General features: G+C 45.3%; 1 protein-coding gene. It reads right to left on the bottom strand.

The features are described from left to right. Nucleotides 1–47: 47 nt before the first annotated feature. On the bottom strand, nt 48–23,273 hold the full coding sequence (locus HWV58_RS12345) for a Calx-beta domain-containing protein (protein ID WP_175634388.1): 23,226 nt from the start codon (nt 23,271–23,273) through the stop codon (nt 48–50). Nucleotides 23,274–23,399 lie beyond the last annotated feature (126 nt).

The following is a 23,399-nucleotide window of genomic DNA, read 5'->3' on the forward strand; positions in this document are numbered from 1 at the left end:
TTAAAGTAGGGTCTGGTTTAAAAACCAGACCCTACTAAGCCTCTTATCTATTTTTTAAACGCCCGGATTAATGTAATATAACCTTTAAATACTTCGTACTGATCGCTGCCTGCTTTTTTAACACGCAACAGGTAGTAATAAGTACCTTCGTTTAATCCCTCTCCTGTCCAGTTGTTCTGGTAACCTTTAGCCCGGAACACCTCGTTACCCCATCTGTTTACAATGGTAAGTTCGTTGGTCTGGTACTGGTTGATACCCAAAATTTCGAAGGTATCGTTAATACCATCGCCGTTTGGCGTAAACAGGTTCGGAATGGTGAGTCCGGCGAAGTTGGCGGTTAAAGTTACCGCAGCTACGTTGGTGTAATATCCGAAAGCATCTTTTACGCGGTAACTAAACGTATCATCGCCGTTATAACCAGGATCAGGCGTGTAGGTGATGCTACCATCGGCATTTACAACCACCTTACCATGTTTAGGTTGAACCATAATTTCTACCGTTAACTGATCGAGGGTAGAATTTCCCGGATCATCGTTAGCGAGTACATTAATGGTTACCGGTTTATTGGCAACGGTTCCACCTTCATCATCAACTGCTTTTGGCGATTTAGGCACCGCGATTACAGTTGCGGCATTATTACCATCTGATGTTCCGGAAATATCGGAAACATTAGCGCCACCTGCAGTTTTTGCGTTTACGCTTGCGGTGTTGGTTACTGTACCTAAATCCTTATCGGCCTGGGTTAAAGTGTACACTTCAACATTGGTAACCGTTGCTCCCGGAGCAAGTCCGCCGGCAACAGTGATAGCCTTATTGTTTAAGCCGAGCTTAGCATCGGTTAACGTAATGGTGTTTAAAGTAACCGCACCAGTGTTTTTGATGGTAAAGGTATAGGTAACTTTGTTGCCACTAAATGTTGCCGTTTTAACCAGGGCAATTGCTCCCGAACTCTGGATTACCGTAACGGTTGGCGCATCGTTATTTTCGGCCGTTCCGGATACATCTTTTACCGTAACATTTGCCGGTGTTTGAGCAGCAATGCCAGCCGTATTGGTCACGCTACCTGCATCCTTATCAGCCTGAGTTAACTGATACACATAACTATCGGTTACGGTTGCACCCGGAGCCAATGTTCCAGGAATTACCCTGTTTAAGCCCAGTTTAGCATCAGTTAACGTGATAATATGCAAGGTTACATTGCCTGTATTTTTCACAGTGAAGTTGTAGGTAATGCTATTTCCATCGCTGCTTAAAGTACCTGTTTTAACCAAAGTAAGGGTTGATGCCGGAGCGATTACCGTTACTGTGGCATCATCAACAGCCGTTGTATTCGGATCATCAGATTTTGGTTTATTTAAAGTACCACCATTTGGTGTTTGGGCAGTTGCAGAAGCCTGGTTGCTAAACAAACCTGTATTTACCTCAGTTAAAGTTACCGTGTGCTTAGCTGTAACTGTTACGCTGGCACCTGGCAATAAGCTTGCAATTCCAGCTGGCAAGATCGATCCGGCATCGGCACCCGCATCAGAAACAGTAACATTTGTCAAGGTTACATTACCCGTGTTGGTTACTACAATGTTGTAATTAATCACATCGCCTGCTTTGCTTACCGCATTGGTAGCCACTTTTGTTAAACTCATGGCCGGAGCAGCAACCAGGGTTACATTTACCGGAATAGTTACGGTAGTTGTACCTCCTTTACCATCACTTACGATTACGGTAAAGCTATCGGCACCGCTGTAACCCGCAGCCGGGGTATAGGTATAAGTACCATCGGCATTAACTGTTACCGTACCATGCGCAGGAGGCGTACTTACGGTGAAAGTAAGCGGATCGCCGTCTACATCGCTGGCCGTAATGCTGCCGTTAACCGCAGTATTTTGTGGTGTAGTAATTGCTGGCGCGGTTGCCACAGGCACATCGTTAACCGGACTTACCGTTACCGAAATGCTCACAGTAGTGGTACCGCCTTTACCATCGCTCACGGTTACCGTAAAGGTATCTGTACCGTTATAGTTAGGCGCAGGTGTGTACGTATAGGTACCATCCGGATTCATGACTACAGTACCATGTGCAGGCGGCGTAGTTACTGTAAAGGTAAGCGGATCGCCATCAGCATCGGTAGCCGTAATTTTTCCATTCGCCGAATTATCTTCGTTGGTGGTTATCGCTGGGGCTGTGGCCACAGGTGCATCGTTGGTTGAATTAACCGTTACCGAAATGGTTACCGTGGTTGTACCACCTTTACCATCGCTAATCGTTACGGTGAAAGTATCAGCTCCGCTATAACCTGCTGTTGGGGTATAGGTATAAGTACCATCAGCATTAACCACCACAGTACCATGTGCAGGCAATGTGGTTGCTGTATAGGTAAGCGGATCGCCATCTACATCACTAGCGGTAATTGTACCATTTACCGGTGTATTTTTGGTAGTTACCAGGAATGGTGCTGTGGCCACAGGAGCATCGTTCACCGGTGCTACTGTTACCGAAATGGTTACCGTAGTTGTACCCCCTTTACCATCACTTACAGTAACCGTAAAGGTATCCGTACCGTTATAATTCGGAGCAGGTGTATACGTATAGGTACCATCGGCATTAACCACAACCGTGCCATGTTCCGGTGGCGTAGTTACCGCAAAAGTAAGCGGATCGCCATCAGCATCTGTAGCAGTAATGGTTCCGTTCACCGCATTATCCTCGTTTGTGGTAATAGCTGGTGCCGTAACAACCGGAGCAACGTTTGTTGGATTAACTGTTACTGGTATAGTTACCGCAATTGTACCACCTTTACCATCGCTTATCGTTACCGTAAAGCTATCAGCACCGCTGTAATTATTAGCAGGTGCATAAGTATAGGTACCATCGGCATTCACCACAACAGTTCCGTGTGCCGGTTGCGTAGTTACGGTGAAGGTAAGCGGATCGCCATCTACATCGCTGGCGGTAATGGTTCCGTTAACCGGTGTATTTTTATTGGTAACAACAGCTGGTGCAGTTGCAACTGGCGCATCGTTTACCGGCGTTACAGTTACCGAAACAGTAACTGCGGTTGTACCACCTTTGCCATCGCTTACAGTTATGATAAATACATCTGTACCATTATAATTTGGTGCTGGCGTATAGATATAGGTACCATCAGGGTTTACCACTACCGTACCGTGTGCCGGAGGTGTAGTTACCGCAAAAGTAAGCGGATCGTTATCAGCATCGGTAGCAGTTATGCTTCCATTCACAGCACTATCCTCGTTGGTGCTTAGCGCCGGTGATGTAGCTACTGGTGCACGGTTATCTCTGATGTTAACTGTAGCAGGTGTAGTATTGGCTACGATTAATGCATTGTTGGTAGCTGCATTCATCGTTAAAATTACCATCTCATTTCCTTCGTTAAGGTTATCATCAAGTACAGGAACCGAAATGGTTACGGTGGTTTGTCCGGCAGGGATAGTTACCGTAGTACCTATGGCTGTATAATCGGTACCGCTTGCTGCGGTACCACTTACCGTATAAGTAATTTGCGTAGCTGTTGTAGATACATTACTTAAAGTAAATGTAAACTGACCTGCTGTGGCAGGCTCGGCACCATCGGCTGTTGCTGCTACCGTTACCGTGGTATTTGTTCCATCTAAAACATTGATGGTTGCCGGAGCATTGCTTACCGTTACTGAAGGATTATCAGACAGTGTTAAGGTAGCGATTATGATTTCTACTCCTTCCACAATGGCATCGCTCAATACCGGAATGCTAATGGTTGCCGTTGTTTGACCAGCCGGAATGGTAATGGTTTTGGTTACAATAGCACTGTAATCGCTGCCTTCGGTTGCGGTACCACCTAAAGTATAAGTAAGGTGTGTATCGGTAGCCGAAGCTTTGCTCAGGGTGATATTGAAAGATCCGTTGGCCGGACCACTTTCATTACCATCGGTTCCGGCAGTAATGGTTGCCACCGAAGCATCGTTATCGACAATAGTAGTCGTTGCAGTATTATTAGCAATGGTTACTAAACCTCCGGTAACATTGCTGATGCTTGCATTAAACGTTTCGCCCGTTTCAACAATATTATCATCGTTAATTGGCACGGTAAACGTTAAGCTGGTATTGGCCGCAGCACCTGCAGGGAAGGTTAAAATTCCGCTGGTTGTGGTGTAATCCAGGCCTGCCATTGCAGTACCATTGCTGGTAGCATAAGCCACGGTGAAAGCATTTTGAACTGCATTATTCAATGTAACCGTAAATGTAGCAGTACCTGCCGATTCGTTAACGGTTGGTGCACCAGAAATACTTACCGTTGCAGCATTGTTATCGGTAATATTAATGCTTGCCGGAACATTGCTTACGGTTATTGCAGGGTTACCCGAAAGAGTTAATGTTGCGATAACGGTTTCATCACCTTCAAGCAGCGCATCGGTGAGAACCGGAATATTGATTGTTCCTGAAGTTTGGCCAGCTGGAATGGTAATGGTTTTGGTTACAATGGCGCTGTAATCGCTACCCTCCGAGGCAGTTCCACCTAGCGTATAGGTAAGCTGCGTATCGGTAGCCGATGCTTTGCTTAATGTAACCGTGAATGTACCGTTTGCCGGACCGTTTTCATTACCATCAACCCCAGCTGCAATAGTAGCTACTGAAGTATCGTTATCGGTAATGGTTGTTGTCGCGGTAGCAGTGCCAATGGTTACCAGTCCGCCAGTTACATTGCTGATTGTAGCGCTAAATGTTTCGTCGGCTTCAACAATATCATCGTTGTTAACCGGAATAGTGAACGTTAAAGTGCTACCGGCTGCTGCACCTGCAGGGAATGTTAAAGTTCCGCTGGTTGTGGTGTAATCTAAACCGGCCAATGCTGTTCCATCGTTTGTGGTATAAGCCAGCGTAAATGCATTTTGTACAGCCGCGCTCAGCGTTACGGTAAATGTAGCTGTACCAGCCGATTCATTAATGGTTGGTGTGGCAGAGATACTTACCGCTGCATTGTTGTTATCGGCAATATTAATCGTTGCCGGAACATTACTTATTGTAATTAATGGATTACCTGATGAAATTAGCGTAGCTATTACGGTTTCATTACCTTCTGCTATGGCATCAGTAAGTACCGGAATCGTAATTGTTCCGGTGGTTTGACCCGCAGATATGGTAATGGTTTTGGTTACAATGATACTGTAATCCGTTCCTTCTGCTGCTGTGCCTGTTAAAGTATAGGTAAGCTGCGTATCGGTTGCCGACGGATTATTTAAAGTAACGGTAAATATGCCGTTAACCGGTCCGTTTTCATTACCATTTGTACCAGCTGTTACCGAAGCAATAGAGGAACCATTATCAGTAATGTTTACTGTCGCCGGTGTAGCACTTGCAATAATCTCCGTGTTACTGGTAGCCGGGTTCATGGTTAAAATTACCGTTTCGGTTCCTTCAACAATGTTATCATTCAATACTGGTACTGATACCGTTGCCGTAGTTTGTCCGGCAGGGATGGTTATCGTATTACCAATTGAAGTATAATCGGTTCCGCTGCCTGCTGTTCCGCTTACGGCATAAGTAATTTTGGTATCAGTTGTAGATACATGACTTAGCGTAAAGGTAAACTGCCCAGCTGTTGCAGGTTCAGCACCATCGACAGTTGCAGCTACAGTTACAATTGCCTGTGTATTATCGGCAATATTTATGGTAGCTGGCGTATTGCTGATGCTTACCAACGGATTTCCTGAAGTTACCAGCGTAGCCACAACGGTTTCTGCACCTTCAACAATGGCATCGCTTAGTACCGGAATCGTAATGGTTGCGGTGGTTTGTCCCGCCGGAATGGTGATGGTTTTGGTTACAATGTTACTGTAATCGCTACCCTCGGTTGCGGTTCCGTTTAAAGTATAGGTAAGCTGCGTATCAGTAGCAGCAGGTTTACTTAATGTTACCGTAAAGGTTCCGTTAACGGGACCGTTTTCGTTTCCGGCTGTGCCCGCAGTAATGGTAGCTACCGATGCGTCGTTATCGGTAATGGTTACTGTTGCAATACCATCATCGATGGTAACAAGGCCACCGGTTACATTACTGATTATACCATTGAAAGTTTCGGCCGGTTCGGCAAGGTTATCATCTATAATCGGAACGGTAAAGGTTAAACTTGCACCTGCAGCCGACCCCGCAGGGAAGGTTAATTTTCCACTGGTAGCCACATAATCTAAACCTGCAATTGCAGTTCCGTTCGATGTGTTATAATCAACACTGAAAGCATCCTGTACCGATCCGCTCATGGTTACAGTAAAGGTGGCCGTTCCTGCTGCTTCATCTACATTGGTTTGGAATACCGAAATACTTGCAGATACAGCATTGTTATCTAAAATATTAATGCTTGCAGGCGTATTGTTTACCGTTACATTTGAGTTATTGGTGCTAACCAAAGTAACTACTACCGTTTCGGTTCCCTCTACAACTGCATCGCTTACCACCGGAATAGTGATGGTTCCGGTAGTTTGACCAGCTGGTATAGTAATGGTTTTGGTAATAACGCTGTAGTCGCTGCCTTCGGTTGCCGTACCACCAACTGTGAAAGTAATCTGCGTATCGGTTGATGACGGATTATTTAATGTTACGGTGTAAGTTCCGCTAACCGGACCATTTTCATTACCGTTTGTACCCGTGGTGATTGTTGCTACTGAAACATCGTTATCGGTAATGGATACCGTTGCAGAAGAAGTTCCAAGCGTAACTACGCCTCCGGTAACATCACTCAATGCCACGCTGAATGTTTCGGTTGGTTCAACCAGGTTATCATCGTTAATTGGTACGGTGAAGGTTAAAGTTGCACCTGCCGCCGAATTTGCAGGGAAAGTTAAAGTTCCGCTGGTTGCTGTAAAATCGGTACCCGAAGCAGCCGTACCATTTACCGTAGCGTAATTTACAGTAAAGCTATTTTGTACGGCGTTGTTTAACGTTACCGTGAAAGTAGCGGTACCAGCGTTTTCGTTAATTACCGGCGTAGCAGAAATGCTTACACTTGCCGCATCCGCATCGGTAATGTTTACATTGGCCGGTGTATTATCAAGTGTAATTGCCGGATTATCAGATGCTGTTAAAGTGGCTATAACCGTTTCAGTTCCCTCGGCCAATGCATCGGCCAATACCGGAATGGTAATGGTTGCCGTGGTAGCACCTGCAGGGATAATAATAGTTTTGGTTACCGCACTGTAATCGGAACTTTCTGTCGCTGTACCAGTTAAAGCAAAGGTTAAGGTTGTTGGCGTGGCCGAAGGATTGGTTAACGTAATATTAAATACGCCGTTTATTAAACCATTCTCGTTTACATTCGTGCCTGCGGTTATACTGGCCACTGCGCTGTCGTTATCGGCAATTACTACTGTTGCCGGACTCGTACCAATGGCCACATCTGCCCCTACTACATTGCTTAAGCCAACCGTAAACGATTCTGAATTTTCGATCAGGTGATCGTCGATAATCGGAATAACCACATTAAGTACAGTACCTGCAGCCGAATTAGCCGGGAAGGTTAAAGTTCCGCTGGTTGCGGTGTAATCCAATCCAGATAAAGCGGTTCCGTTTGCAGTTGCATAATCAACAGTAAAGCTGTTCTGAACCGCAATATTAAGCAGTACAGATAAGGTAACTGTGCTTACCCCCTCGCTAATGCTTGGTGCACTGATCGAGATACTTACGTTGGCCGTATTGGCATCTAATAAATTGATGCTGGCCGCTGTTCCGTTCACGCTGATGGCCGGATTATTCGAAGTGGCTAAAGTAGCCACAACTGTTTCGATACTCTCTGCCACAGCATCAACAATAACCGGAATGGTAATCGTTGCGGTTGTTTGTCCGGCCGGGATGGTAACCGTTTTGGTTACGATACTGGCGTAATCTGTACCTTCGGTTGCAGTACCTGCCAAAGTATAGGTCAGCTGCGTATCGGTTGCTGACGGGTTGCTCAGGGTTACCGTAAATGTTCCGTTAACCGGGCCACTTTCGTTTCCGTTTATACCCGGTGCAATTGTCGCCACTGCGGTATCGTTATCGGTAATGCTTACCGTTGCTGCTGATGTGCCGATGGTTACCAATCCGCCAATTACATTACTCAAATTAGCGCTAAAGGTTTCGGCTGGTTCAACAATGTTATCATCATTAACCGGTACCGTGAACGTTAAGCTCGTACCTGCTGCTGAGTTGGCAGGGAATATTAATGTTCCTGCTGTTGCAGTATAATCTAAACCTGCAATTGCTGTTCCATTCGCTGTATTATAATCAACACTAAACGAATTTTGTACTGCTGTATTTAGCGTAACCGTAAAGGTTGCTGTTCCGGCAGCTTCGTTGATAACCGGTGTGGCAGCGATACTTACTGTTGCCGTGTTGTTATCTAAAATGTTAATGTTTGCCGGTGTATTGTTTACACTCACCAATGGGTTATTTGAAGTACCCAAAGTAACCACAACAGTTTCTGTTCCTTCTACAATGGCATCGGCCAACACCGGAATAGTAATGGTTGCGGTAGTTGCTCCTGCCGGAATGGTAATGGTTTTAACCACTGGCGAGTAATCGCTTCCTTCAACAGCTGTTCCGCCTACAGTATAAGTAAGCTGTGTATCGGTAGCCGATGCTTTACTTAAGGTTATGGTAAATGTTCCGTTAACTGGTCCGTTTTCATTACCTGTTGTTCCAGCTGTTACGGTTGCAATAGCTGTATCGTTATCGGTAATATTAACGGTTGCAGGGCTCGTACTTGCTGTAATTGCTGCGTTATTTGTTGCAGCAGTCATGGTTAAAACAACCGATTCTGTTCCTTCAACAAGTTCATCATTTAATACCGGTACGCTTACTGTTGCACTTGTTTGTCCGGCCGGGATAGTTACCGTTGTACCTATTGCCGTATAGTCGGTTCCGCTGGTTGCGGTTCCGCTTACTGCGTAAGTAATTTGTGTATCGCTGGTTGATACATTGCTTAAGGTGAAAGTAAACTGACCCGCAGTGGTAGGCTCTGCCCCATTGGTTGTTGCAGCTACAGTTACTGTTGCAGTAGTATTATCGATAATGTTAATGCTGGCAGGTGTGTTGCTTACGCTTACAAGTGAATTAGCAGAGCTGGTTAAAGTAACCACAGCTGTTTCTATTCCTTCTACCAGATTATCGGCCAATACCGGAATGCTAATGGTAGCAGTAGTTTGTCCGGCAGGGATGGTAATGGTTTTGGTTACTATTGTTGCATAATCACTTCCTTCAACTGCTGTACCACCAATGGTATAGGTAATTGTAGTTGGCTGCGCCGATGGGTTGCTTAAGGTTACAACAAAAGTTCCGTTAACCGGTCCGTTTTCTGCACCATTTGTACCTGCGCTAATGCTTGCTATCGAGGTATCATCGTCGGCGATATTTACAGTAGCCGGAGTTGCACTTGCAGTAATTGCAGCATTATTTGTTGCAGCCTGCATGGTTAAAACAACTGTCTCGATTCCTTCGGCAATGTTATCATCTATCACTGGTACCGTTACTGTTGCAGTGGTTTGTCCGGTAGGGATGGTTACCGTTGTACCAATTGCGGTATAATCTGTACCGCTGGTGGCAGAACCATTAACCGAATAGGTAATCTGCGTATCGGTAGTAGATACATTACTTAAGGTAAAGGTAAATAAGCCCGGTGTTGCAGGTTCAGCCCCATTAGTTGTGGCCGATACCGTTACAGTTGCCGTACTATTATCATCAATGTTAATGCTTGCAGCCGTATTGCTTACGGTTACAAGTGGATTAGCAGAGTTTGTTAAAGTGGCTGTTACTGTTTCGTTGCCTTCAATAATCTGATCGGCCAGTACCGGAATGCTAATGGTACCGGTGGTTTGACCAGCCGGGATAGTAATTGTTTTCGTTACTATTGTGGTATAATCACTGCCTTCTGTTGCTGTACCGTTTAAAGTGTAGGTTAAGGTAGTTGGCACCGACGACGGGTTGCTTAAAGTAACAATGAATGTACCATTTAAAGGGCCGTTTTCGTTTCCTGGCGTTCCTGCTGTGATGGTCGCTACCGATGTATCGTTATCGGTAATATTAACCGTTGCAGGAGCCGTACCTGCGGTAATAGCAGGATTACTTGTTGCGGCTACCATGGTTAAAATTACTGTTTCTGTTTCTTCAGCAACATTATCATTTAACACAGGTACGCTAACTGTTGCAGTGGTTTGGCCGGCAGGGATGGTTACAGTTGTACCAATTGCAGTAAAGTCTAAACCACTTACAGCTGTTCCGCTTACGCTATAGGTAATTTGGGTATCAGTTGTAGCCGGATGGTTTAAGGTGAAGGTAAATAAACCTGGTGTTGTTGGCTCGGCACCATCAGTAGTAGCGGCTACCGTTACTGTTGCCGTAGTCGCATCATTTATGTTGATGCTTGCAGGCGTATTGTTTACTGTAATTTGCGGATTGCCAGAAGTAGTTAAGGTTGCAATAACCGTTTCAGTTCCTTCTACCAAATCATCAGCCAGTACCGAAACAGTAATGGTACCCGTGGTTTGACCAGCCGGGATAATTAATGTTTTGGAAACAAACGGTGTGTAATCGCTTCCTTCAGTTGCAGTTCCTCCTAAAGTATAGGTAATCTGCGTATCGGTTGATGATGGTTTACTTAAGGTTACGGTAAATGTTCCGTTAACCGGACCATTCTCATCGCCCGGTACACCTGCCGCAATAGTTGCAATTGAGCTATCGTTATCTAAAATAGTAGCGGTTGCGGTTGCATTACTGATTAACACTACCCCACCGGTTATATTACTTAATGTTGCGGTGAAGTTTTCAGTCGCTTCTACAATACCATCATCGGTTACCGGCACGGTGAATGTTAATTTATCGCCTGCGGCAGAATTTGCAGGGAAATTTAACACACCACTTGTTGCGGTATAATCCAATCCGTCGATCGCAGTTCCGTTAACAGTAGCATAATTCACACTGAATGCATCCTGAACAGCATTATTTAAGGTTACGGTAAAAGTAACAGTTCCATCGCCCTCATTAACTGAAGGTGTTGCGGTAATACTTACACTTGCAGTATTGGCATCGAGGATATTAATAGATGCCGGAGCAGCATTAATGGTTATTGATGGATTTGAGGTATTTACCAGATTCGTTACTACAGTTTCTATACTTTCTGTTACTCCATCAGCCAGTACCGGAATGGTAATTGTTCCGGTAGTTTGACCAGCCGGAATGGTAATGGTTTTGGTGGTAATGGCTGAGTAATCATTTCCTTCAGTTGCTGTACCACCTAAAGTATAGGTAATCTGCGTATCGGTTGATGATGGCTTGCTTAAAGTTACGGTAAAGGTTCCGTTAGCAGGTCCGGTTTCATCGCCGTTCGATCCCGGTGTAACGGTAGCAACCGAAACATCGTTATCGTTAACCGTTACGGTAGCAGAGCTGGTGGCTATGGTTACCAATCCACCGGTAACGTTACTTAAGATACCATCGAAAGTTTCGGCTGGTTCAACCAGGTTATCGTTATTAATGGCAACACTAAATGTTAAGGTTGCACCGGCAGGAGATCCCGCAGGGAAAGTAAGGGTACCGTTTGTTGCGGTGTAATCCGATCCGATACCTGCTGTTGCCGTTCCGTTTGCAGTTGCGTAATCAACAGTAAATGCATTTTGTACTGCATTACTTAAGGTTACGGTGAAAGTTGCCGTTCCGTCTGCTTCGTTTATACTGGCAGGTGTTGCCGCGATACTTAGTGTTGCGGTATTGTTATCGGTAATATTTATGCTTGCAGGAGTATTGCTTACGGTTACCAGTGCATTTGCCGAAGTGGCCAATGTAGCAATTACCGTTTCAGTTCCTTCTACCAGGGCATCGGCCAATACCGGAATGGTAATGGTACCAGTGGTTTGACCAGCCGGGATGGTAATGGTTTTGGTGGTAATAGCGGTGTAATCGCTTCCTTCAGCTGCCGATCCACCTAAAGTATAGGTAATGGTGGTAGCTTGCGAAGAAGGGTTACTTAATGTTACGGTAAATGTACCACTCACCGGTCCGTTTTCGTTACCGGCAATACCTGGGGTAATGGTAGCCACAGCGGTATCGTTATCGGCAATATTTACTGTTGCCGGTGTTGTACTTGCCGTAATTGATGGATTACTTGTAGCAGCGGTCATGGTTAAAATCACCGTTTCATTACCCTCGGCAATGTTATCGTCTGTTACAGGAACAGAAACTGTTGCTGTTTTCTGACCAGCCGGGATCGTTACAGTTGTGCCAATGGCAGTGTAGTCGGTTCCGCTGGTGGCAGTTCCGCTAATGGCGTAAGTAATCTGTGTATCGGTTGTTGCTGCATTACTTAAGGTAAAAGTAAAGGTACCTGGCACAGCAGGCTCAGCACCATCGGCAGTTGCCGCCACCGTTACGGTAGCTGTAGTATTATCGCCAATATTAATGCTGGCTGGTGTATTGCTTACCGTTACCGCTGGGTTATTGGTAGTAGCCAAAGTAGCAATTACGGTTTCGGCACCTTCTACAAGCGCATCAGTTAATACCGGAATAGTAATGGTTGCCGTGGTTTGACCCGCAGGAATGGTAATGGTTTTGGTTACGATACTTGCGTAATCGCTTCCTTCGGTAGCTGTTCCGCCTAAAGTATAGGTAAGCTGCGTATCTGTTGCCGATGGATTACTCAAAGTAACCGTGTAGGTACCACTAACAGGACCATTTTCGTTACCTGGTGTTCCTGGCGTAATGGTCGCTACCGATGTATCGTTATCGGTAATGGTTGCCGTAGCAGTATTGGTAGCAATGGTTACCAATCCACCTGTTACATTGCTGATGGTGGCCACAAAAGTTTCGGCTGGCTCAACAATGTTATCGTTTGTAACCGGAACGGTAAAGGTCAAAGTTGCCCCTGCTAAAGATCCGGCAGGGAAGTTTAATGTTCCGGTGGTAGCAGTGTAATCGTTACCTGCGGTAGCAGTTCCGTTGGCTGTTGCATAATCAACACTAAAGCCTGCCTGTACGGCGCGGTTTAAAGTTACCGTAAAGGTTGCGGTGCCTGCTGCTTCATCAACACTGGTTGGAGTTGCTGAAATACTAACCGTCGAAGCATCATTATCGTTAATGGTTCCGATTCCCTCCGCCTGCGTAATGGTAAGCGGAGCAGTGGCACCACTTAATGTTACCTTGAAACTTTCGGCGTTTTCGGTAACGTTATCATCAGTTATCGGAATAAGAATGGTTTGTGTTGCACCCGATACCGATCCGGCAGGGAAAGTAATCACGCCGGTTTTAGCAGTATAATCGCTACCCGCTATGGCAGTATTATCTGCAGTGGTGTAATTTACCGAAACAGCATCCTGTACATTACCTGTTAAAGTTATGGTGAAAACCATATTACCGGCACTTTCGATGGCCGATGTATTGGCAATCGCCACACTAGCGGCATCATCGTCGGTAATGGTTGCTGTTCCGGTAGCACCGGTGGCAGGAATAGTTACGGTTGATCCCGCTCCTACACTATTCAGCGTTACGGTAAATGTTTCAGCCAATTCGGCGATGTTATCATTAATTAACGGAATGTTGATGGTTTGCGTTGCACCACTAAGCGAACCCGCCGGGAAAGTTACACTGCCTGTTGTGGCAGTATAATCGGTACCAGCCAAGGCCGATCCGTTTGCAGTTGCATAATTTACAGTAAACGCATTTTGAACATTACCGGTTAAAGTTACCGTAAAAGTTGCATTGGTACCATTTTCGGTTACCGAAACATTACCAACACTTACTGTCGCATTATCGTTATCGTTAATATTTACCGTTGCAGGCGCTGTGCTTGCCGTAATAGCCGGATTGCTGGTAGCCGCCACCATCGTTAACACAACGGTTTCAGTCGGCTCAACAAAGGTATCATCGAGTACTAAAACCGGTAGGGTTACACTGGTTTGTCCGGCTGGTATAGTTACCGTTGTACCTAAAGTGCTGTAATCCGTTCCACTGGTTGCTGTTCCGCTCAGGGCATAAGTAATTTGGGTATCGGTGGTAGCAACATTGCTTAACGTAAAGGTAAACAAGCCCTGTGTGCCAGGTTCAGCCCCATCGTTAGTGGCCGAAACGGTGATACTTGCGGTGGTATTGTCATTTATGTTAATGCTTGCGGTTTTATCAGCCGGACTCGGCGCTACCGTTACCAGGGCACTGTTTGTAGCTACAATTGTGGCCACTACAGTCTCTGTTCCTTCAACAATAACATCGGTTTTAACCGGAATGGTAATGGTTCCGCTGGTTTGTCCGGCCGGAATGGTAATGGTTTTGGTAGCAATGGCATCGTAATCGGTACCTTCTGTTGCTGTTCCGCCCAGGGTATAGGTAATTTGTGTATCGGTTGACGACGGATTACTTAATTTAACGGTGAATGTTCCGTTTGCTGGTCCGTTTTCATTTCCGTTAGTACCTGCAATAATTGATACAGTTGCGGCATCGTTATCGGTAATAGTTGCGGTAGCGGTAGCATTACTGATCACCACTATCCCACCTGTAATGCCACTTAATGTAGCCGTAAAGGTTTCAGAAATTTCGGCTATGTTATCATTATTGATAGGAACGGTAAAACTTAACACCGTACCAGCAGCTGCATTGGCTGGGAAGTTTAATGTTCCACTGGTTGCGGTGTAATCTAGTCCCGCAGTTGCAGTTCCATCAGCTATGCTGTAATTTACACTAAATGCATTTTGAACCGCATTATTTAAAGTTACGGTAAAGGTTGCCGTACCGGCCGACTCATTAACGGTTGGCGTTGTGGCAATACTAATACTGGCAGTATTGGCATCGATAATGTTGATGCTAGCCGGCGTTGTATTTACCGTTGCAGCACTATTCGAACTAACCAAAGCCGCAATTACGGTTTCAGTGCTTTCGGTAAGCGCATCGGCCTGAACGTTAATGGTAATGGTACCTGAAGTTTGGCCTGCAGGAATGGTAATGGTTTTAGTGGCAATAGGACTATAATCACTTCCTTCTGTAGCCGAACCACTTAAAGTATAGGTAAGCTGTGTATCGGTTGATACCGGATTGCTCAAGGTAACTACAAAAGTTCCGTTTATTGGCCCGGTTTCGTTACCGTTTATACCCGCTGCAATGCTGGCTACAGCCGCATCATTATCGGTAATGGTAACGGCAGCGCTGGCCGTTGCAATGGTAACCAAACCACCTGTTACACCGGTTAAAGTTCCGTTAAAGGTTTCGTTTGGCTCAACAAGGTTATCGTTATTGATAGGTACATTAAAGGTTAAGGTAGTACCTGCAGCAGCATTTGCCAGGAAGTTTAGCGTTCCGCTGGTTGCGGTATAATCAAGTCCCGCAACTGCTGTTCCATTTGTTGTAGCATAGGTAACATCGAATGCATTTTGAACCGCACTGTTTAAGGTTACCGTAAAGGTGGCTATACCTGCAGCCTCATTAATACTGGTTGGTGTAGCCGAAATACTTACAGTAGCAGTGTTATTATCGAGAATATTAATGCTGGCTGTTTTATCGGCTGGTACTGTGGTTACGTTAACCAGAGAACTGTTTGTAGACAACAGGTTGGCAATAACCGTTTCAGTTCCTTCAACCAGGGCATCGGTTTTAACCGGAATGGTAATGGTTGCTGAGGTTTGACCGGCAGGAATGGTAATGATTTTGGTTGCAATGGCATCGTAATCGGTACCTTCTACCGCAGTACCACCTAATGAATAAGTAACCTGCGTATCAGTAGCCGATGGATTACTTAAGTTAACGGTAAATGTTCCGTTTACTGGTCCGTTTTCATTTCCACTCGTACCCGCCGTAATAGATGCAACCGAAGTATCGTTATCGGTAATGGTTGCCGTAGCTGTTGCAGTAGCAATGGTTACCAAACCACCTGTTGGGTTACTTAAGGTAGCCGTAAAGGTTTCGGCTGGCTCTACTACGTTATCGTTTGTAATGGAAACCGTGAAAGTTTGGATGGCACCTGCCACTGAGCCTGCCGGGAAGGTTAGTGTTCCGTTTTTAGCTGTATAATCTAATCCGGCAGTTGCTGTGCCGTTTGCTGTAGCATAGTCTACCGTAAATGCATTTTGAACGGCATTATTTAAGGTCACCGTAAAAGTCGCTGTTCCGGCTGCTTCATCGTAACTGGTTGGCGTTGCCGAAATGCTTACCGTTGCAGGGTCGTTATCGGTAATGGTAGCCGTACCGGTTGCAGTAGCAATGGTTGTAAGTCCGGTTATTCCTGAAAGTGTAGCAGTAAAAGTCTCGCTTGTTTCGGTAATGTTATCGTTAATAACCGGAACGGTAAAGGTTTGTGTTGCGCCACTTACCGATCCTGCCGGGAAAGTAACAGTACCAGTTGTTGCGGTATAATCGCCTGGTTGAACAGCAGTACCATCGGCCGTTGCAAAATTAACAGTAAAACTATTTTGTACCGCACCGGTTAAGGTTACCGTAAAAGTAGCCACACCACCATTTACATTTTCGGCCACTGTAACATTGTTTATGGCTACTGATGCATTGTCGTTATCGGTAATTGATGTAGCAACACTTGCATTACCCAAAGATGCCGGGCCGGCTATTGATCCGATAGATACGGTATAACTCTCCGTGCTTTCAAGGATATTATCATCAACAATGGTAACCGGAAAAGTAATGGTACCACTTGCTGCGCCCACAACTGCCCCTGCAGGGAAAGTAATGGTCGAACTTGTAAAGTTATAATCGGCTGCATTGCTGGTATTAGGTGTAATCGCTGTTACCACAGTAACCGGCGAAGCCAGTGTTGTACCAGGCGTACCGGTAAGCGTAACGGTATAATTAACCGTACCTGCATTTTCGTTAACTAAAGCAGGTCCTGACAATACAACTGTTGGGTAAATGCTCACATTAACCGTAACCGGATCGCTCACTACCCCATCTGCAGTGGTTAAAGTATAGGTATAGCTATCTGTTCCGGTATAACCTGTATTTGGTGTGTAGGTTACTTTTCCGGTTCCATCAACAGTGGTTGTACCATGTGCTCCGTTACCAGCCAATACAGTGGCATTAGTTGCACTTGCACCATCATTGGCTTTAACATCGGTAGTTACGGGTGTATTTACCAAAGTATTGATGTTGTCGGTTACCCCTACCGGTTTAACCGAAATGATGAAAGTTTGCGATGCGCTTTGGTTTACACCGCCATTTGCTGTACCTCCGTTATCGTTTAATACAACTGTTACCGTAACCTTACCTGTAAAATTAGCTGCAGGCGTGTAAGTTAAATTACCTGAAGCATCGATAGCTGGTTGTACTGTAAATGCAGCATTATTGTTATTGGTCAGACTAAAGTTTACCGTTTGCGTGGCCACCTCATCAGTTGGTCCGGCGGCAATAGCCGAAGCCCAGTTGTTTACGGTTTGTGCACCGGTATTGGCATTAATAAGCTGGTCGGCACCTTTTACAAAAGATGGTGCGTCGTTTATTGGATTGATGGTAATGGTAACGGTTTTAGCCGCTGTAGCATAAACTGTTCCGTCAAATCCATTCCAGTCAAAGTTTGCAGTGCCATTAAAATTGGCATCAGGTGTGAAGGTTATTTTATCTAAATCAGCGCTGTTAATTTCTTGTCCGGCGGTAATATTTACACCGTTTAATTTAAGCAGGCCATTAGCTGGCAGGCTTACCACCTGAATTTTAGTTAAGGCATTATTTTCGGCATCGGTATAGTGACCGGTAAAATCGGCAGGTACAAAAGGTATAACCGTATCTTCATTTCCGGATTTGTTAAAGTTATCTACAACCGGTGGATCATTTACCGGAGTAACCGAAATATTAACTGTAGCAACAGACGAGTATGAAGTGCCGTCGCTTCCAGCCCAGTTAAAGCTCACATTTCCGTTAAAGTTTAAGGCAGGAGCAAAAACCAGATTGGCAATATCCGATGCTAAAATTTCCTGACCGGCGGTAATCGCCGATCCGTTTAGCAACAGCGTTCCCTGTGTATTTGGAGGAAGGTTAGACAACTGGATTTTAGCCAATGCATCGCCTTCCAAATCGCTAAAGTTGCTGCTAAAATTAGTCAGCGTAAACGGTAGGTTAACATCTTCAGCAGTAGTTAAGCTGACGTTGTTAATGGTTGGGATATCGTTAACTGCCGCAATAACAATATTTACATCATTTTGTGCAGTTGCATATGCTGTACCATCGCTACCATTCCATTTAAAGGTAACTGCACCATTAAAGTTAGGTGCCGGAACAAAGGTGATATTTGCCAGATTGGCAGCAGTTATTTCCTGACCGGCAACGATATTGGTTCCATTTAATTTCAATACACCCTGTGCGGCCGGTGGCAAGGTTACGATCTGGATTTTGGCCAGTGCATCGCCATCCGCATCGGTAAACTGATTGGTAAAATCGCTGGCTGTAAAGGTTAAAGTTACATCTTCAGTACCTGCTTTCGGTACGGCCGTAATTACCGGGTTATCATTAACAGCGGCAATATTGATGTTTACATTAGCCGGGGTAGTTGCGTAAGCAGTGCCATCGCTACCATTGTAACTGAATGATACATTACCATTAAAGTTAGCTGCTGGTACAAAAACCAGGTTGGCCAAATCTGCAGTTGCAATTTCCTGCCCTGCAGTAACATTAACACCATTTAATTTAAGCAAACCTTGCGCTGCTGATGGTAAACTTATCACCTGGATTTTAGCTAAGGTGCCATCAACATCGGTAAACTGACTGGTAAAATCTGTGGCAGTGAAAGTAACATTGGTATCTTCTGTTCCGTTTTTAGCAACATTAGCCACCGTTGGAATATCATTAACCGCCTGAATGCTTAAGGTTACTGTTTTGCTATCGGTTAATGCCGGACCGCCGGTATTCCCCTGATCGTTTATCCCCACGGTTAAGGTAACATTACCATTTGCATTGGCTGCCGGTGCATAAGTTACTTTACTGGCAGCAATAAAAGCATTAATTGCCGTAGTGCTTCCGGTAATGGTAATGCTGTTGGTACCTGTGCCGGTAATTACAATACCTGCTTCGCTGGCGGCGCTTAGCGTACCCTGACCAGCAGGAACGCTTAAGGTAACCACTACATTCAGATTGCCAGCATCGGCATCAGCCACGCTAATACCTGTTAATGCCTTTGGCGTATCCTCAACTAGTGCAATTGAAGCTGGTACCGTAGCCACCGGAGCTATATTGTAATCTTCGCGCCAATCGCGTTCTGCAGTTGCAGGAGTATCTAAATTAGGGAATGATGCAGGTGTTTGACCATTAGTTGGATTATAAGCCGCATCGTTATTATCAAAAGCATCATCCAAGCCATCTTTATCGGCATCGCTACCCAAGGCGATTACATTGGCCACGCCGTTATTATCGGTATCGTAAGCTTCAATGGTATCGCTGTCGCCATCGTTATCTGAATCTAAATCCAGATAATCAGGTTTGCCATCACCATCTGTATCTACAGGAGTTAAACCTGTTCCATAGGCATTATCTATACCGTCCTGATTGGTATCAGCGCCCGATGGTGCAATATAGGCGGCAGTAGTTTGTGCTTCGATATTATCCGGGATACCATCACCATCTGAATCAAGATCCAGGTAATTTGGAATGCCATCGCCATCTGTATCTACAGTACCTTCTACCGAATCTTTAATGCCATCGCCATCAGAATCCAGATCAAGGTAATTCGGAATCCCATCAGCATCAGCATCTTTTACGGTCATTGGGGTACCAGAAGGATCGCCTGTTAAAGAACCGGTAAGGTTATTGTAATCATCAACAATATCTACAATACCGTCGTTATCAAAATCGTTGGTTACACCCGTACCTACTTTTCCGTCTCCGTCAGGATCAGGGCCTCCGTTTTCGGTTACATCAAAAATACCGTCGCCATCAGAATCTAAATCTCTGAAATTCGGAATACCATCGCCATCTTTATCTGGTGGCGTATAGCCTCCGTTAGCTGCCAGCGGAACACCGTTTGCATCAACCTTTGAAGCATCGATTAGACCAATCCCAGGCAAACCATTGTTATCAGGATCAGAACCTCCCGCTTCAATTACATCCGGAATACCATCGCCATCCGAATCCAAATCGTGATAGTTAGGCAAACCATCGCGGCCACCGTCATCGGTAAAGCCATCTACCGTATCTAAAATTCCGTCGTTATCATCATCTAAATCAATACCGTCAGGAACACCATCCCTATCGTAATCTGATGTTGATCGCCAATCCCTTTCACCACCCGGTGTCTGCGTATCAGGCATAGAAAGTGGTGTTTGACCAGCGTTTGTAGCGTAACCTATCGGACTGGTATTGCCATTATCGTTATCATAAATATCGGCCAATCCGTCGCCATCGGCATCAGGTAATACATCCATAATGCCATCGGCACCTGCAGCGCCGGTTTGGTTATTTTTTACGTCAACCTCTAATGAACTATTTACTGCGTTTTCAAGCCAGTCTCTAAATCCATCATTATCGGCATCTGTATCTACGTAATCGGGAGCACTACCTCCATCAATGTTTGAGTAACCCGAAACGGCACCGCCATTGTTTACATCATAAGCATCATCAATACCATCACCATCGGTATCCAGGCCTTTTGGTGCCACGTACAAACTTGTAGGCAGACCTTCAATATTGTCGATAATTCCATCGTTATCATTATCAATGTCCAGGTAATTTGAAAGTCCGTCGAAATCACGATCCTGATTAAACAAGGTACTAATGGTTACAAAATCCGGGTCATTCAAATCTGAAAGTCCATCTTTATCCGCATCAACTATCGCCCCGGTACCAATAATACCATCGTTTTCGCCATCTATAATGTAAAAAGCTGCTTCGTAAGTATCCGGAATTCCATCTGCATCCGAATCGAGATCAAGGTAATTGGGTTTACCATCTTTGTCTTTATCCTGAATAACCAGTGCAGTACCACCAGCGGCCGGATCTAAAGTATCGATTAATCCGTTTCCGTTAACATCTACAAATGCGCCCGTACCAAATTTACCATCTTTATCAGGATCGTTATTGGGATTTCCGTTCGATTCTATGGCATCAACAATGCCATCATTATCCGAATCTACATCCAGGTAATTTGGAATACCATCGCGGTCAAAATCAGCGGTTCCTTCAACTGTATCTAAAATACCGTCATTGTCGTCGTCGAGGTCGACGCTATCTGGCACCCCATCGCGGTCAGAATCGATGGTAAGGTTAACAACATTAGAAACTACACTGGCACAGGCATTATCAGATTGGGTAATCAACACCCTGTATTTATAACCTTCCATGGTGCTGTTTACACCTGTAATGGTTAAGGTATTGGTTGTTGCCCCGCTATATAAACTGCTGTTGGTAATATTGCTAAAGCTTGTTCCGTTATTGGTACTTACCTGCCACTGATATTGGCTTGTACCTGTACCACCGCTGGTTACAACATTTAAAGTAACATTAGATAAAGCCCTTACATTTTGGTTAACAGGCTGAGTTGTGATGGTACTCGCCGTACCTACGGTAATGATTACCGGTGTTGTAGCTGCCGACTGGCAGGCAACTCCGTTTAAGGTTGATACCGTTGTTCTGCGGTATTGGGTAGTTTGGGTTAAAGCACCCGGCGCATAAGTTGCAGCGTTTGCACCACTAATGATATTCCAGGTGGTACCGTTGGTAGAATTTTCCCAGATATAAGTTATTGTGCCAGCCCCTGTTCCGCCTGTGGTTGAACTAATTGGAGTTGGCGTTGTATTGGTACAGATGGTTTGACTGGCAGCAATTGCTCCGGCGGTAACCGCACTCTGTACGTTTACATCAAAGGTAAATGTATTGCCGCTACAATTATCTAACACCGGTGTTACGGTGTAGCGAACGGTTGCAGTGGCAGCCGAGCTGTTAACCAGGGTTTGGCTAATTGGCGCACTTACTGCTGTTGTACCATTACTAAAGCCGGTAACGTTGCTTCCGCTAATCAGACTGGCTGTCCAGGTATATTTTAAATTGGCAATATTGCTTGTAGGCGTTACCGAGAAAGTGCCGTTGCTACATAAGGTAGCCGGATTTGCAGCCGAAGCAGAAATATTTGGCCCAATAACAACTGTAATGGTAAAAGCAGTACCCGCACAACCTGCATTGGTTGGCGTAACGGTATAAACTGCAGTTGCTGTAGTAGTTCCGGTATTGGTTAAAGTTTGCGAAACTGAGCTGGCAGCAGTGCCTGAAGTTCCACCAGTAACCGTACCACCTGAAATGGTGGGAGCCGACCAGCTATAAGTGGTACCTGCCGGAGCATCTACCGGGGCAAAATTGAAAGAGCCCGATACACATAAATTATAGCTCTGGTTAGCAATACTTGGCCTGGTAGTTACACTGATGGTTACCGGCGTTGATGATGCTTCGGTACAACCTCCACCTGTTACAATTGCCCTGAAAGAAGTTGTAACGTTAAGGTTGGTATAATTTAAAGTAGTTGAGGTAGTATTAGGCAAATAAGTACTCCAGGTCGTACCGTTATCGGTAGAATATTCCCACCTTACCGGGGTAGCTGTGGTATTGCCCAATGTTAAGGTTCCGTTACTGCCGCTACAAACCGGCGAAGCACCTGTAATGGTTCCGGTAGAAGTAATGGTAATGGTATGGGTAGCCGTTTTAGGCGTACAACCTGCTGCAGTTGCAGTAATGGTTGCGGTACCCGAAAATACAGGCGAAAAAGTAACCTCACCTGTTGTAGCATTAATTACTGCCTGCGAACTGGTAGTATTGATACTGTAGGTAATACTGGTTGCGTTAGTTGCAGTTGCCGTATAGGTTTGTGTACCCGCTCCCTGGCACCTGGTAGAAGTGCTTCCGGCAGCAAATACCGGCGTGCCTACCAGTCCATTTACCTGTATCGTTCCCGATGCTGATACGTTAGGACTTCCGCCTATAGTGGTTACGGTATAAACCTGTGCACCATTGGTTGTCGCACTTGGAGTGCCAGAAATAGTAAGCACCTTAGTACTCGAATTATAACTAGGCGTAACACCCGCTGGCAAACCCGTTACATTAACACCTGTTGCGGTACCACCAATAGAATAAGTAATATTGGTAATGGCCGAACCTATACAAATATTTTGCGCATCTGTTGAGGCTGCAGAAGTTAAAGAAATAGCCGTAATCGGTGTTGTACTGATGGTAACAGCATCATTTGCCGTATTAGGATCGGTTTGTGTTCCGGTTATGGTAGCCGTGTTGCTGTAATCGCCAGAGGCATTTACCTTGGCTGTAATTACCAGTGTAGCTGATGAATTGGGGCCTAACGAGCCCACATTCCAAAGACCAGTACCGCTGGTATATGAGGTTCCGGTAGATGCCGTGTGACTTACGTAAGTATAACCCGATTTCAGTAAATCGGTTACTGATACCCCAAGCGCAGTACCTACCCCATTGTTACT

This window comes from Pedobacter ghigonis, from assembly GCF_903166585.1.
GTDB classification, from domain to species: Bacteria; Bacteroidota; Bacteroidia; order Sphingobacteriales; family Sphingobacteriaceae; genus Pedobacter; species Pedobacter ghigonis.